We start from the raw sequence: 12,688 nt of genomic DNA on the forward strand, positions 1-12,688 counted from the left end.
GATGTCACGGACGCCGCGACTGTGCTCGACGGCGTACTGGCGGGGCTGGCTGTGGCCCACGCGGCCGGGCTCGTGCACCGCGACATCTCGCCGGCGAACGTGCTGATCGCCGCGCACGACGGGCCGCTGCTCGCGTCGCACGTGCTGCTCGTCGACTTCGGGCTCGCCGACGTGACCGGGCGCACCGCAGTGGGTCGAGATGTGCTGCTGGCCGAGTCGGTCGGAGATTCGGTGACGGATGCCACGGCCACCGATATCGGAGTGATCGGAAACGCCGCCTTTATGTCGCCCGAGCAGGCGCAGGGCAAACCCGTGCGCGCGGCGGGTGACCTCTACCAGGCGGGGGCGCTGCTCTACTTCCTGCTCACCGGTCGGGTGCCCTACCCGCGCGACACAACGGCGCAGGTTCTCGAGGCGCACGTCTCGGCTCCGCCGCCCGTTCCCTCGGTGCTCGCGCCGGGGGCCCGGCCGCTCGACCGCGTGGTCACCCGGGCGATGACGAAGACGCCGGCACGCAGGTTCCGGCACGCGGCGGAGTTCAGGGCCGCGATTGCGGCTGCCGTCGAGGGTGTGGCCCTCGCTGTGTCGGCGCCGGCCGCGGGCGAGCCTCCCACAACCGCCCCTGCGACGCGCGTGCTGGAGTCGACGACCGCCGGGCAGCTCGCCTACCTCTCCCCCGCGCCCACCGCATCGCCCGCCTCCGAGCCCGAGCGGTCCACCCCGTCGGGCGGCGGCCTCGCCGCGCTGGTGGCCGTGGCACTGATCGGCGGGCTCGCGGTGTGGGGCGTGGTGTCCGCCTCGGCCAGCCCCGAACCCGCCACACGCAAGGTGGCCGCGGCGGTGAACACGCCCACCCCAACGGCGACGCAACCGGTGCCGGAGGCGCAACCGACGGCATCCGCACCGCCCCTCGTCGACCCCGTCGTGGTCGAGGCTTTTGTGCCCACCCTGTACGGCACGCTCGCCGACGCCGAACGGTCGCTCGCGGCGCTGGGCCTCGCGCTCGGCACGGTGTCGAGCATCGAGTCGGCCGAGAAAGCCGAGCGCGTTCTCAGCCAGAACCCGCAACCCGGGCAGAGCGTGCCCGCCGGTTCGGCCGTGGATGTCACCGTCGCGTCGGGCACGAACACGGTTCCCGCGGTGGCGCAGCTCAGTGTCGGCGCCGCCAGGGCGCTGCTCGAGTCCGCGGGCTTCGTGGTCGACGTCGTGGGAACCGTCTCGCCGACGGCCACCGTGAACGCGACCCAGCCGGCCCAGGGCACCGTGCTGCGCGTCGGGGTCGGCGTCGTGCTGCTCGTCGACGACGTCGAGCCGCCGGTCGTGCCGAGCCCCGAGCCCACGGCGGTGACGCCGTGAGCGGGTTCGCGCGTTTCGCCGTGTACGGGGGCATCGTGCTGATTCTGGGCGCGGCGGTGATGCTGATGCGGCTCACTTCGATCGAGGCACCCGAGGCCCGCATGGCGGCTGCCGCCGCGGCACCGATCGCGGCCGCGGCCCCGGCGGCTCCGAACCCCGCGGCGCTCGTGGCACCCACCGACAGGATCGACCCGCTCTGGGCGGCGCAGACCGGCGCGGCCGCGGGCATTCCGACCAGGGCGATAGTCGCCTACGCCTCGGCCGACCTCTCCGTCGACGCCGAACAGCCCGGCTGCGGCCTCGGCTGGAACACCATCGCGGCGATCGGCGCGATCGAATCGGTGCACGCCACGATCGACGGCACCCAGCTCGATACCGACGGCTACCCGTCGCCGGCGATCCGCGGCCCCGCCCTGAACGGACGCGGGTTCGCGGCCATCGCCGACACCGAAGACGGGGTCTGGGACGGCGACGCCGCCTGGGATCGCGCGGTGGGCCCGATGCAGTTCATCCCGTCGACCTGGGCCGACTGGGCCGCCGACGGCAACGGCGACGGAATCACCGATCCGAACCAGATCGACGACGCCGCGCTCGCCACGGCGCGGTACCTGTGTGCGACGGGCGATCTGAGCAGCCCGCAGAACTGGCGGGCCGCCGTGTTCTCGTACAACCACCTCGAGAGCTACGTCGACGACGTGGCCGCAATGGCAAACCGATATGCGACCGCGGCCGGAGGCCACTGACATGAGGCCACTGACATGAAGACCGCGACCCCGCAGGGCTGGCCCGTGACGGTGCCGCCGTCGGACACCGACCCGTACCTCGCCGCGGCGCTGTGGCTTATCGAGAAGGGCGACGGGGCGCTCATCGTCGACCGACCGGTGCGGCCCGGATCGATCCACGCGCGCATCCTGCTCGAGTCGGTGCCCGTGATCGACGCGCGCCCCCGCTCGCGAGCCGCTGGCCTCGCCGTTGTGCTCGTCACTCCCGCACCGGAGACCCTCGAGCGACTCGACCGTTTCGACTTCGACCCCTCCACCGAGTGGATGCTGATCCCCTCGGGCGCCGACAGTGCGGACCGCGCGTTCCAGGACGCGTGGCTGTGGGCGATGCGGCGCCCGTCGAGCGCGCGCCTCGCCGGGCGCACGATGCCACACTTCGACCTGTCGGCGCTGCTCACGCCGCCCGAGGTGTGGGCGCTCGCCGTGCGCTCCGGTATCGCGAGCGCGCAGCTGGAAGCGTTACGCGCGGCGGCTTCGAGTCACCTGCTCTACTAGACAGCCGAGGAAGACCCGCGCGGCACGAGCGTCGCGGGGATGACGACCGTGTCGCGCTCGCCGCCGTCGAGCTCTTGGATCAGCAGGGTGGCCGCGGCGACTCCGATCTCGAAGCGGTCGACCGCCACCGTCGAGAGGGCCGGCGCCAGCAGCCGGCTGGTCGAGAGGTCGTCGTGCCCGACGATGCTGATGTCCTCCCCGACACGCACCCCGGCCTCCGCGGCGGCGAAGTACAGCGCCGAGGCAATGTAGTCGCTGTTAGTGATGTAGGCCGTCGGCCTCGTAGCCGGGTCTTCACGCATCACCGCGCCCACGACCTCCGCGGCCCGGTCGTGCTGCATCGCGGTCTCGACCACCCGCCCCTCGAGTCGGTGTCGCGCCACTTCAACCCGGAACGTGTCGACCCGCTCGTCGTCGGCGCTGCGGTCGTGCGGCGCCGCGACGATCGCGATGCGCCGGTGCCCGAGCTCGCGCAGGTGGTCCACCGCCTGGCGCACGGCCGATTCGCTGTCGACGTGCACCCTGCTCACGTCGAGCTGCGGCGAATGGTTGGCGGCGTTGATGAGCACGAGCGGCTTTCCCGTCGACTTCTGCCAGCGCGCCGCCGCGTCACCGCCGCCGATCGGCGCCAGCGCCAGCCCGTCCGCCTCTCGAGCGATGAACGTCGAGACCAGCTCGCGCTCGCGATCGGAGGAGTAGTCGGCCGACCCGATGATGACCCCGAGCCCCGCCGTCGCGCAGGTCGCGTCGAAGCCGTTGATCACGTCGAGGAAGAAGGGATTGCGCAGGTTACGGATGAGCAGTGCCACCGCCCCCGACCGCCCGGTGCGGAGCGCGACCGCCGAGTTCCACGGAACGTAGCCGAGCAATTCCGCGGCGGCTTTCACCCGTGCGCGCACCGGCTCGCTGACGCCCGTGCGTCCGTTCAGCGCGAAGCTCGCCGCCGAGGTCGACACTCCCGCCTCGCGCGCGACATCGGCGAGCGAGACGCGACGGCGGTGTGGCTGATCGACGGTCATCGCATATTCCTAGCGTCGTCGGCGGGCTGCCGGGGCGGATGGCGGGCTGTCTGGGTAATCCGACGGGTGCTGTTCATCTTCCATTTACCGGAAGACCGATTTCGCCGCCATCCCCGACTATAACGTTATAGCTACCCCCCCACCGATGAAAGGTTCACCATGATCTTCACCCGCTCCCGAGCTACCGCAGCCGTCGCATCCGGCGCTGTCTTGCTCGCTCTGGCCGGCTGCGCGTCTGCCAACGTCGACGAGTCGTCCGCGTCGGGAGGGTCGTCGGATGTCAGCGGAGGCACCCTGATCACGTACAACTCCCCGGAGTCGTTCGCCAACTTCGGTGCCCTTCTCGAACAGTTCAGCGCCGAGAACTCCGTCGAGGCTCCAAGCGACACCAAGAACTCCGGGCAGGCCCTCGCCGCCCTCGTCGCCGAGGCGAGCGCGCCCCAGGCCGACGCCGTCTACCTCGGCATCGCGTTCGGACCGAGCGCCGTCACGGCCGACGTCACCGAGGCCTACAAGCCCGAGGGCTTCGAAGACATCCCCGACGGACTGAAAGACCCCGACGGCAAGTGGTTCGCTGTGCACACCGGCGCCATCGCCTTCATCTGCAACACCGAGGCGATCGGCGACCTCGACTGCCCGACGAGCTGGGCCGACCTGCTCGACCCGAAGTACGCCGGCATGGTCGGATACCTCGACCCCTCGCAGGCAGCTGTCGGCTACTCGGTGGCCGCCGCCGTCAACCTCGCTCTCGGCGGAACTATCGACGACTTCGGCCCCGGGCTCGACTACCTCACGAAGCTCAAGGCCAACGGCGCCGTGACCCCCGCGCAGACTGCCACCGCCAAGGTCGTGCAGGGCGAGATCCCGATCCTCATCGACGCCGACTTCAACGGCTACGCCGCCCAGTACAACGACGACGCCCCGCTCACCGTGACGATCCCCGAAGAGGGTTCGATTCAGGTTCCCTACATCGCGGGCCTCGTCAAGAACGCGCCGCACCCCGAGCTCGGCAAGAAGTGGCTCGACTACCTGCTCTCCGACGAGGGCCAGGCCACGCTCGCCGGCGGCTACGTGCGCCCCATCTCGGGCGAGGTTCCCGACGACGTCGCTGACAAGGTCGCCGACGCCGACGACTTCGAGCGCGCCGAGGTCGTCGACTACGCGGCACTCGCCGCCGCACAGGCCGACTTCGTGACGGCCTACCAGGCGCAGGTTCGCTGACCCGTGTCTGTACTCGCACGACGGACCGGGTGGGGCGGCCTTCTGGTCGCCCTGCCCGGGCTCGCTTTTCTCGCCTGGTTCCTGCTGCGCCCCCTCGCCCGGCTCGTCGTCGACTCGTTCAGGCAGACGACCTTCGGCGTGACCGCGCCCGGATTCACGCTCGCCAACTACCAGGCCGTCTTCGTCGACGCCGGACTGCGGCAGTCGCTCGTCACCACCGTCGTGCTCTCTGCGGCGGTGACCGCGATCACGCTCGTCGTCTGCACGCCCGCCGCGCTCACCCTGGCCCGCTCCGGGCCCCGCCTCTCCGCCGTAGTCGACGCGATCCTCGTCTTCCCCCTCGCCTTCCCCGGAATCGTCATCGGCTTCTTCGTGATCGTTCTTCTCGGCCGCAACGGCCTCGCCTCGCAGCTGCTCGAGACCACGACCGGCGAGCCGGGCGCCCGCTGGGCCTACACGGCCGGCGGTCTCGCCGCCGCGTACGTCTACTTCTGCATCCCGCGCGTGATCGGCACGCTTCGCGGCGCGGCCTCCACCCTCGACCCCGACCTGCCCGTCGTGGCCGCCTCGCTCGGCGCCTACCCGATGCGCGTCGCCGCGACCGTCACCATGCCGCTGCTTCGCGCTCCCCTGCTCGCCTCCGCCGGCGTCTGCATGGCCACCTGCCTCGGCGCCTACGGCACGGCCGCGACGCTGTCGGAGGGCATCCGGGTGCTGCCGCTCGACGTCGCCGACGCCCTCTACACCCGCGGCGACCAGGGCAGCGCGGCCGCGCTCTCCGTGGTGCTCGCAGTGCTCGCCGTGCTCTCGCTCGTGCTCTGCACCGCCGTGGCCCGCCTGCTTGAGCGCCGGTCGCCGCGCTCCGGCACAGACCTCCCGCTCGTGCTCGCTCCCGTCGCGCAGGTCGCGCGATGACCCGCCGGCCCGGCTACCGCGAACGCGTGGGCCCGCTCGCCCTCGGTGTTGTGCTCGTCTTCGTGCTAGTGCCCATCCTCGGCACGATCGCCGTCTCCCTCTCGCCCGACGCGTCGCGCGGCCCGTTCGTCGGCGGCATTACCGGCGACTGGTACGTGATGGCGTGGCAGCTTCTGCAGCCGAAGGTCGGCCCCACCCTCGCCGTCACCGCGTGTGTGCTGGTCGGCGCGGTGCTCGTCGTGCTGCCGCTCTGCCACGCGCTCGCCCGCCGGGTCATGCCGGGAACCGCGGTCATCCGCCAGATCACGATGCTGCCGCTCGCCGTGCCCGGCGTCGCTCTCGGCCTCGCCCTCGCGGCCTCCGACCCGGCGCTGCGCTCCAGCGGCGCACTGCTCGTCGCCGGACAGCTTCTCGTGACGGTGCCGTTCCTCGTCGCCGGTCTCGTGCCGGCCCTCGCCGACCCCAAGCTCATCGAGGCGGAACGGGTCGCGTCGACACTCGGCGCGGGACCGCTTCGCAGACTCCTCACCATCACCCTCCCCGGCATCCGGCTGCCGCTCGCGGCTGCCCTGCTCATGGCCGCCGCCCTCTCGATCGGCGAGTTCAACCTCAGCTTCTTCGTTGTGCCGCCGGCGCACCAGACGGCGCCGTTCGCCCTCTACTCGGCCTTCACCACCCAGCGCCTCGAACTCGGGGCGGCCGGGTCGATGCTGTTCGGCGTCGCGCTGATTCCCGCCGCGATCGCCGCCGCCCTGCTCGCACGTCGTTCGCTGTCCCGGAAGGACGCATCGTGATCACCACCCCCTCCAACCGCAGCGCCGTGCATCTCGAGGGTGTCGGCCACGCCTACGGCAGCACGGTCGCCGTCGACGACGTCACGCTCTCGGTCGGCGACGGCGAGGTGCTCGCACTGGTCGGACCCAGCGGTTGTGGCAAGTCCACCCTGCTGCGGCTCATCGCCGGCCTGCTCACGCCGTCGACGGGAACCGTCTGGCTCGGCGGCGACGACGCGACCCGGTTGCGCGCCGAACGCCGCGGCATCGGCTACGTGCCGCAGTCGTACGCGCTGTTCCCGCACCTGAGCGTGCGTGAGAACGTCGCCTACGGGCTCGCGGCGCAGCGGGTTCCGCGCGGCGAACGCGGCGCGCGCATCGACGAGGCGCTCGAGCTGACCCGCATGACCGAGTTCGCCTCCCGCATGCCCGCCGAGCTCTCCGGCGGCCAGCGCCAGCGCGTGGCGCTCGCCCGCGCGCTCGCGATCCGGCCGACGGTGCTGCTGCTCGACGAGCCGCTGTCGGCGCTCGACCCGCAGCTGCGCGACGGCATGCGCCGCGACCTGCGCGCGCTGCTCGCGGCCGCCGACTGCACCACGATCATCGTCACGCACGACCAGTCCGAGGCTCTCGCCCTCGCCGACCGAGTCGCCGTGATGCGCGCCGGCAGGGTCGTGCAGGCCGACACCGTCGCACGCATCTGGGACCACCCGGCCGAGCCCTTCGTCGCCGAGTTCGTCGCCGGCGCCGCCGTGCTGCCGGCCCGCGTCACCGAGCGCCGGGTGCACCTCGCCGACGACTGGAAGGTGCCGCGCGAGGCGTTCCGGCCCTCCAACGCTGTCGCGGGAGCCTCGGCCTTCGTCGTCATCCGCCCCGACAACGGCGCCTCGGTCTCCAAGCCGGCCGCGGACGACCTGCTCGGCGCCCTCGACCCGGGCGTGCGCGACTGCGTCGTCGTCGACGCCGAACCGCATGGCAGCCACTGGGCCCTGCGCGTGCGTCTGCTGACCGACAACGTCGCCGACCCGCGCTGGCCCGAAATCACGGTTGCCGCCGAGACGCCGTGGCTGCCGGGAACGCGGTTGCGATTCGAACTGCGGATGACGGGAACCACCGTGCACCGTGACCGGGGCCGCGCCACCCACGCCCCGGCGCCCCACCAGCCGACACTTTCGCCCTCGATCCACCAGGAGTCCCACGTATGACCCTCACCCTCGACATCATCGGCGTCGCCGCCACCGCGCCGGTGCTCACCTCGGCCGCCAGCGGTTACCTGCTCACCACCGAGAGCGGCTCGGTGCTCGTCGACTGCGGCCCGGGTGTCGTGATGGAGCTCGCCCGCCGCGGACTGCTCGACGACCTGCGGGCGATCGTCGTCACCCACCGGCACGCCGACCACGCGCTCGACCTCGGGGCGCTCGCGTTCCGGGTGCAGTTCCCGACCCCCCGCGCCGAACGCATCCCGCTCTACCTCCCGGCCGAGAGCCTCGACTACGTGGCATCCTTCGACGACCTCATCGGCATCCCCACCGTGCCGACCCTGCAGCAGCCGCTCGCGCAGGCCTTCGACGTGCGCGGCCTCGACCTCGTGACCCCCACGCCGATCGAGATCCTCGACGGGCTCGTGCTCACGGCGCACCCCGCCAAGCACGCCGTGCCGAGTGCTGCGCTGCGCTTCGAACACCGCGCGTCGCGGGCGGTCGTCGCCTTCTCGAGCGATACCGCCGACTGCGCGGGTGTGCGCGCCGCCGCCGACCGCGCCGATGTGTTCGTCTGCGAGGCGACCTACCTGCGCGCCACGGAGCAGGAGCTCGAGGGCCACGGCCACCTCACCGGCGCCGGTGCCGGCGAGCTCGCCCGGGCGGTCGGCGCGGGCACGCTGCTCGTCACGCACATCGCCGACCCCGCCCTGGCGCCCGAGATCCTCGCCGACGCCGTCGCGGCGGCGGGCGACACCGTCACGACCGTGCTCGCCCGTCCCGGCGACCGGCACACCGCGGGGGTCGCGCGGCCCGCCTAGGTCACACGGGGCGTCACGTCGGTCACGGGGAAATCGGCTCGGCCCATGGTGAACGTCAGAACGTACATGTTGGTGATGATCGGCCACGGAGGAACGGCATCTTTCAGTTGCTGGCCGAGCGTGGCCGAAAACGTGACATCGTCGGCGATCTGAATCACGTTGAAGGCACCGGTGGTCTCACCCTCGGCCCTACCCACCGGACCATGAGGCTCGTACGCAATCTTGTCTGACGACTGCACGAAGCTGATCGTTTCGATGTCAACGCTGCCTCTTCCCAGGAGGTCGGAGTCGGCGAGGAGCGCAATGGCGCCGGGGCCTGCCGCCGACCAGAACCGGTTCTTGAATGGCCTGGGTTGATCAGGGCCGAACAACACGTGTGCGTGTACCCGATCTGCCGTGTCACCGAACCCTTCGGCACCGAGGAGCAGGTAGGTCATCGCGACGTCTGCGGCGTCACGTCGTAGATCAACCGCGCGAACTGGCCGTGCGCCTCGGCCGACACGAGTCGCAGCCGGTCGGACTCGAGACGACGCGGGAACAGCGGCGCGCCGGCGTCGAGGGCGACGGGCGCCACCGACAGCGCGATCGTGTCGAGCGCCCCGGCGTCGAGAAACTGCCCGGCGAGATCGCCGCCGCCGATGACCCAGATGTCGCCGTCGCCCGCGGCCTCCCGGATGGCCGGCAGGTGCTCGGCCACGGAACCGCGCACGAACCGGACGTCGGCCCCCGCGGGCACCGGCAGATCGCGGGTCGTGAACACGAAGGTCGGGCGGTCGCCGTGAAACTCCGCCCACTTCTCGGGGTGCGCGAGGATGTCGGATTCGGCGAGCACCCACTGGTAGGTCGTGGAACCCTCGACCTGAGCGCCGAGGCCCGTGGGCATCAGCCCCTCGTCGGGATTCTCGCCCCCGTCGACGGCGAAGAGCCAAGCGAGAGAGTTGTTGCTGTCGGCGATCCACCCGTTGATCGTGGTCGCCGTGTCGAAGAGTATGCGTCCCATGCCGCCGATGCTAGCGACCGCCACCGACACCCACCAGAGCCGGAATAGGGCGGTGCGACCCTACTCGGGCACCACCGCGATCGGGCAGGTCATGCCGAGCAGCAGGTCGTGGCTCGTGCTGCCGAGCAGCGTGTCGCCGACGGTCGCGCGGTCGTGGCGGCCGACGACGAGCAGCGACGCCCCCGCGGCCTCCTCGGCGAGGACGAGCGCCGCCGGCCCCTCCCTGAACCGCTGGTGCAGCTCGAGGCCCGGCCAGCCGGCGCGCACGTGCGCGAGCGTCTCGGCCAGGGCGCGGGCGTGCAGGTCCTGCATTCTCGACCACACGCCTGGGTGGGCGAACATCGCGACGGCGATCAGCTTCGGAACGCTCCAGCAGTGCGCCACCGTGAGCGCCCGGCCGGAGTTCTGCGCCTCGCTCGCGGCGAAGTCGACGACGAGCGGCTGTTGCGCCGTGCTCTCCAGCCCGACGAGCACTCCGTCGTCGGACGGCACGCGCGGCGCGGGCACCACCACGACGGGACAGCGCGCGGTCGACGCGATCCGGATGGGCAGCGTGGCGTACGACCCGGCTTCCGAACGGCCGGTGCCGATCACGAGAAGGTCGGCCTCGCTCGACGCGGCGACGAGTTGGGCGCGCGGCTGGCCGGTGCGCAGGGTGCCCTCGACCCGCACGCCGGGGGCGGTCTCTTCGATGCGACGCACGGCGTCGCTGAGCACTGTGGCGTACAGCGCCCGGTAGTCGTTTCCCGCGAGCACCGACTCCGACGGCAGCGGGTCGAACACGGCGGTGACGGCGATCTCGATCTCGGTGTGGCTGCTGCGCTGCACGGCCCAGTCGATCGCCGCCTCACCAGAGGCGGTGCCGTCGATGGCTACGCAGACTCTCTCCACGCCCCCAGTTTTCCACCGCCATACCGCCCAGCCAAGCCCCCCGGGCGACACAAACGCAACAATCGTTAGTCCGTCCACCCGGCCGAACCGGCCGATAATGGGCGCATGACCGATTTACCGGCGTGGCCGAAGCCCGACGACTCGGCCCGCTGCCCCTGTCTCAGCGGCGCGACCTACGGCGCCTGCTGCGGTCCGTTCCACCGCGGCGAGGCGCTCGCGCCCTCCGCCGAGCGGTTGATGCGGTCGCGCTACGCGGCCTACGTCACCGGCAACGTGCGCTATCTGCTGGCCACGTGGCATCCGAGCACCAAGCCGTCCTCACTCGCCCTCGATCCCGACCAGCGCTGGTTTCTGCTCGACATCGTGCGCACGTCGCGCGGCGGCATGCTCGACGACGTCGGCACCGTCGAGTTCATCGCCAAGTATCGCCTCGGCGGCCGGGCGGGCGAGCAACACGAGAACAGCCGGTTCGTGCGCGAGCGCCGACGCTGGTACTACGTCGACGCGATCTAGCCCGCACGCCGGGCGGGTCAGCGGTTGGTCGCCGCGACCCACTCGTCGAGTTTCGCCGCCGCGGCGCCGGAGTCGACGACCCGCGCGGCGATCTCCATCTTCTGTGCCAGGCGGTCGAGGATGGGCACCCGCAGCTGCTCCGGGTCCTCGGCGAGGGCGAACGCCACCAGGCCCGCGGCGGCGTTGAGCAGCACGACGTCGCGCACGGGACCCGTGTCGCCGGCGAGCACCGAGCGGATCACGCCCGCGTTGTGGGCGGGCGACTCGCCGAGCAAGGCCTCGATCGGCGCGCGCGGGATGCCGAGATCGAGCGGGTCGAGGTCGTGCTCGGTCACCGAGCCGAGCGAGACCTCCCAGATGTGACTGTGGCCCGTCGTCGTGAGCTTGTCGATGCCGTCGTCGCCGCGGTAGACGAGAGCGGTCGCGCCACGCGTCTGGAACACGCCCACCACGAGCGGAACCCGCTCGAGGCTCGCGACGCCCACGGCGGACGCGTCGGGCCTGGCCGGGTTGCACAGCGGACCGAGCACGTTGAACAGCGTCGAGATGCCGAGTTCTTTGCGGGTCGCCGCGGCGTGGCGGAACCCGGGGTGGAACATCGCCGCGAAGGCGAAGGTGATGCCCGTCTCGCGCTGCACCTCGGCCACGCGCTCCGGCGGAATGCCGAGGTTCAGCCCGAGCTCGGAGAGAACGTCGGATGCACCGGAGGCACTGCTGGCGCCGCGGTTGCCGTGCTTGATGACGGGCACCCCGGCCGCAGCGGCGATGACCGACGCCACCGACGAGATATTCAGCACGGCGCCGTACGGGTCGCCCCCGGTGCCGACGATGTCGAGCACCCTCGGGTCGACGTCGAGGGGTAGGGCGTTCTCGAGCACGGCGTCGCGGAAACCCACGATTTCGTCGACGGTTTCACCCTTGATGCGGAGCGCGACGAGCAGTCCGGCCAGCTGGGCCGAGGTGGCCTCGCCCGCCATGACCTGCTTCATCGCCCACGTCGACTCGAAAATGGAGAGGTTGTCCCCGTTCACGAGGGTTCCGAGAATGCGGGGCCAGGTCAGTGCAGATGCCATAGCTGAAATCCTAACTACCGAATTCGATCCCGTTCACTGGCGACAGACCGCCTGAAAGGGAAACAGAGTCGTCGTTATCGGACATAATGGAGGGGTGACTACGACCTCCATCAGCCCATCTGTCGGCGCCCCTGTGGTTAACCGCCCCAACACGGTAGCGGTTGGCACCATCGTGTGGCTTGGAAGCGAAGTCATGTTCTTCGCCGGCCTCTTCGCGATCTACTTCACGCTGCGTTCCACGAGCCCCGGATTGTGGGAATCGCAATCGAGCCTGCACAACATCTGGTTCTCGGGTATCAACACGGGAATCCTCGTGGCATCGTCGGTGGCCTGCCAGTTCGGCGTCTTCGCCGCGGAACGTCTCCAGCCTCGCCGAACCAGCTGGAAGATCGCTGACTGGGGCATGGTCGAGTGGTTCTTCGTCACCTACGCGATGGGCGCGATCTTCGTCATCGGCCAGGTCTTCGAGTACGCGACTCTCGTGAGCGAGGGGCTTCGCCTCGACTCCGACTCCTACGGGTCGGCCTTCTACCTCGCGACCGGATTCCACGGTGTGCACGTGATCGGCGGGCTGATCGCCTTCCTGTTCATCATCGGCCGCGGCTACGCGGTCAAGAACTTCGGCCACAA

The 12,688-nt window shown here is 71.1% G+C and carries 15 protein-coding genes; 10 read left to right on the forward strand and 5 right to left on the reverse strand.

What is annotated here, in order from left to right; genetic code table 11:
- The 3 genes from ACLQ6X_RS13685 to ACLQ6X_RS13695 form a co-directional block, all read left to right on the forward strand.
- Positions 1–1,356 (forward strand): PASTA domain-containing protein (locus tag ACLQ6X_RS13685; RefSeq protein WP_411700707.1); only part of this gene is annotated, 1,356 nt, incomplete at its 5' end.
- Positions 1,353–2,099 (forward strand): lytic transglycosylase domain-containing protein, encoded by a 747-nt coding sequence (locus ACLQ6X_RS13690; protein ID WP_411700708.1) that lies wholly within the window; start codon positions 1,353–1,355, stop codon positions 2,097–2,099. The genes ACLQ6X_RS13685 and ACLQ6X_RS13690, both read left to right, overlap by 4 nt.
- Positions 2,100–2,114: 15 nt before the next feature.
- Positions 2,115–2,633 (forward strand): hypothetical protein, encoded by a 519-nt coding sequence (locus ACLQ6X_RS13695; protein ID WP_411700709.1) that lies wholly within the window; start codon positions 2,115–2,117, stop codon positions 2,631–2,633.
- Here the strand turns inward: ACLQ6X_RS13695 and ACLQ6X_RS13700 are convergent.
- A complete protein-coding gene (locus ACLQ6X_RS13700) occupies positions 2,630–3,652 on the reverse strand; it encodes a LacI family DNA-binding transcriptional regulator (protein ID WP_411700710.1) in 1,023 nt (340 codons plus the stop codon). The genes ACLQ6X_RS13695 and ACLQ6X_RS13700 overlap by 4 nt on opposite strands.
- 159 nt (positions 3,653–3,811) lie before the next feature.
- On the opposite strand from ACLQ6X_RS13700, the gene ACLQ6X_RS13705 reads away from it, so the two are divergent.
- The 5 genes from ACLQ6X_RS13705 to ACLQ6X_RS13725 are packed head-to-tail and all read left to right on the forward strand — an operon-like array spanning position 3,812 to position 8,581.
- Entirely contained in the window at positions 3,812–4,873 is a 1,062-nt protein-coding gene (locus tag ACLQ6X_RS13705) for an extracellular solute-binding protein (RefSeq protein WP_411700711.1), read from the forward strand.
- 3 nt (positions 4,874–4,876) lie between these two features.
- Positions 4,877–5,788 carry an ABC transporter permease gene (locus ACLQ6X_RS13710; RefSeq protein ID WP_411700712.1) on the forward strand — a complete coding sequence of 304 codons (912 nt, stop codon included), beginning with the start codon at positions 4,877–4,879 and terminating at the stop codon, positions 5,786–5,788.
- The gene (locus tag ACLQ6X_RS13715) at positions 5,785–6,582 is read left to right on the forward strand and encodes an ABC transporter permease (RefSeq protein ID WP_411700713.1); all 798 of its coding nucleotides are present in this window, start codon (positions 5,785–5,787) and stop codon (positions 6,580–6,582) included. Before ACLQ6X_RS13710 ends, ACLQ6X_RS13715 begins: the two co-directional genes overlap by 4 nt.
- Positions 6,579–7,766 carry an ABC transporter ATP-binding protein gene (locus ACLQ6X_RS13720; RefSeq protein ID WP_411700714.1) on the forward strand — a complete coding sequence of 396 codons (1,188 nt, stop codon included), beginning with the start codon at positions 6,579–6,581 and terminating at the stop codon, positions 7,764–7,766. Before ACLQ6X_RS13715 ends, ACLQ6X_RS13720 begins: the two co-directional genes overlap by 4 nt.
- The gene (locus tag ACLQ6X_RS13725) at positions 7,763–8,581 is read left to right on the forward strand and encodes an MBL fold metallo-hydrolase (protein ID WP_411700715.1); all 819 of its coding nucleotides are present in this window, start codon (positions 7,763–7,765) and stop codon (positions 8,579–8,581) included. The genes ACLQ6X_RS13720 and ACLQ6X_RS13725 overlap by 4 nt, the downstream gene beginning before the upstream one ends.
- Here the strand turns inward: ACLQ6X_RS13725 and ACLQ6X_RS13730 are convergent.
- From ACLQ6X_RS13730 to ACLQ6X_RS13740, 3 genes are read right to left on the reverse strand one after another with little or no spacing between them, the layout of a single operon-like run.
- A complete protein-coding gene (locus ACLQ6X_RS13730; protein ID WP_411700716.1) occupies positions 8,578–9,018 on the reverse strand; it encodes a hypothetical protein in 441 nt (146 codons plus the stop codon). The genes ACLQ6X_RS13725 and ACLQ6X_RS13730 overlap by 4 nt on opposite strands.
- Complete coding sequence (locus tag ACLQ6X_RS13735) at positions 9,015–9,581, reverse strand: dihydrofolate reductase family protein (RefSeq protein WP_411700717.1); 567 nt, start codon at positions 9,579–9,581, stop codon at positions 9,015–9,017. Before ACLQ6X_RS13735 ends, ACLQ6X_RS13730 begins: the two co-directional genes overlap by 4 nt.
- Positions 9,582–9,641: 60 nt before the next feature.
- The gene (locus tag ACLQ6X_RS13740) at positions 9,642–10,472 is read right to left on the reverse strand and encodes a universal stress protein (protein WP_411700718.1); all 831 of its coding nucleotides are present in this window, start codon (positions 10,470–10,472) and stop codon (positions 9,642–9,644) included.
- A gap of 105 nt (positions 10,473–10,577) precedes the next feature.
- On the opposite strand from ACLQ6X_RS13740, the gene ACLQ6X_RS13745 reads away from it, so the two are divergent.
- On the forward strand, positions 10,578–10,985 hold the full coding sequence (locus ACLQ6X_RS13745; protein ID WP_411700719.1) for a YchJ family protein: 408 nt from the start codon (positions 10,578–10,580) through the stop codon (positions 10,983–10,985).
- A 17-nt stretch (positions 10,986–11,002) separates the two neighbouring features.
- On the opposite strand, the gene trpD is transcribed toward ACLQ6X_RS13745, so the two are convergent.
- The gene (gene trpD, locus ACLQ6X_RS13750) at positions 11,003–12,058 is read right to left on the reverse strand and encodes an anthranilate phosphoribosyltransferase (RefSeq protein ID WP_411700720.1); all 1,056 of its coding nucleotides are present in this window, start codon (positions 12,056–12,058) and stop codon (positions 11,003–11,005) included.
- Between the two features lie 94 nt (positions 12,059–12,152).
- On the opposite strand from trpD, the gene ACLQ6X_RS13755 reads away from it, so the two are divergent.
- Positions 12,153–12,688: heme-copper oxidase subunit III (locus ACLQ6X_RS13755; protein WP_411700721.1), on the forward strand; the 536-nt coding region annotated here is incomplete at its 3' end.

The sequence above is a fragment of the Conyzicola sp. genome, assembly GCF_046714715.1.
Taxonomy (GTDB): domain Bacteria; phylum Actinomycetota; class Actinomycetes; order Actinomycetales; family Microbacteriaceae; genus Conyzicola.

Bases quoted from the DNA above. Each gene is read 5' to 3' on its own strand.
- ACLQ6X_RS13745 (WP_411700719.1), top strand. From the start codon at position 10,578: ATGACCGATTTACCGGCGTGGCCGAAGCCCGACGACTCGGCCCGCTGC.
- ACLQ6X_RS13695 (WP_411700709.1), top strand. From the start codon at position 2,115: ATGAAGACCGCGACCCCGCAGGGCTGGCCCGTGACGGTGCCGCCGTCG.
- ACLQ6X_RS13735 (WP_411700717.1), bottom strand. From the start codon at position 9,581: ATGGGACGCATACTCTTCGACACGGCGACCACGATCAACGGGTGGATC.
- ACLQ6X_RS13725 (WP_411700715.1), top strand. From the start codon at position 7,763: ATGACCCTCACCCTCGACATCATCGGCGTCGCCGCCACCGCGCCGGTG.
- ACLQ6X_RS13700 (WP_411700710.1), bottom strand. From the start codon at position 3,652: ATGACCGTCGATCAGCCACACCGCCGTCGCGTCTCGCTCGCCGATGTC.
- ACLQ6X_RS13715 (WP_411700713.1), top strand. From the start codon at position 5,785: ATGACCCGCCGGCCCGGCTACCGCGAACGCGTGGGCCCGCTCGCCCTC.
- trpD (WP_411700720.1), bottom strand. From the start codon at position 12,058: ATGGCATCTGCACTGACCTGGCCCCGCATTCTCGGAACCCTCGTGAAC.
- ACLQ6X_RS13730 (WP_411700716.1), bottom strand. From the start codon at position 9,018: ATGACCTACCTGCTCCTCGGTGCCGAAGGGTTCGGTGACACGGCAGAT.
- ACLQ6X_RS13705 (WP_411700711.1), top strand. From the start codon at position 3,812: ATGATCTTCACCCGCTCCCGAGCTACCGCAGCCGTCGCATCCGGCGCT.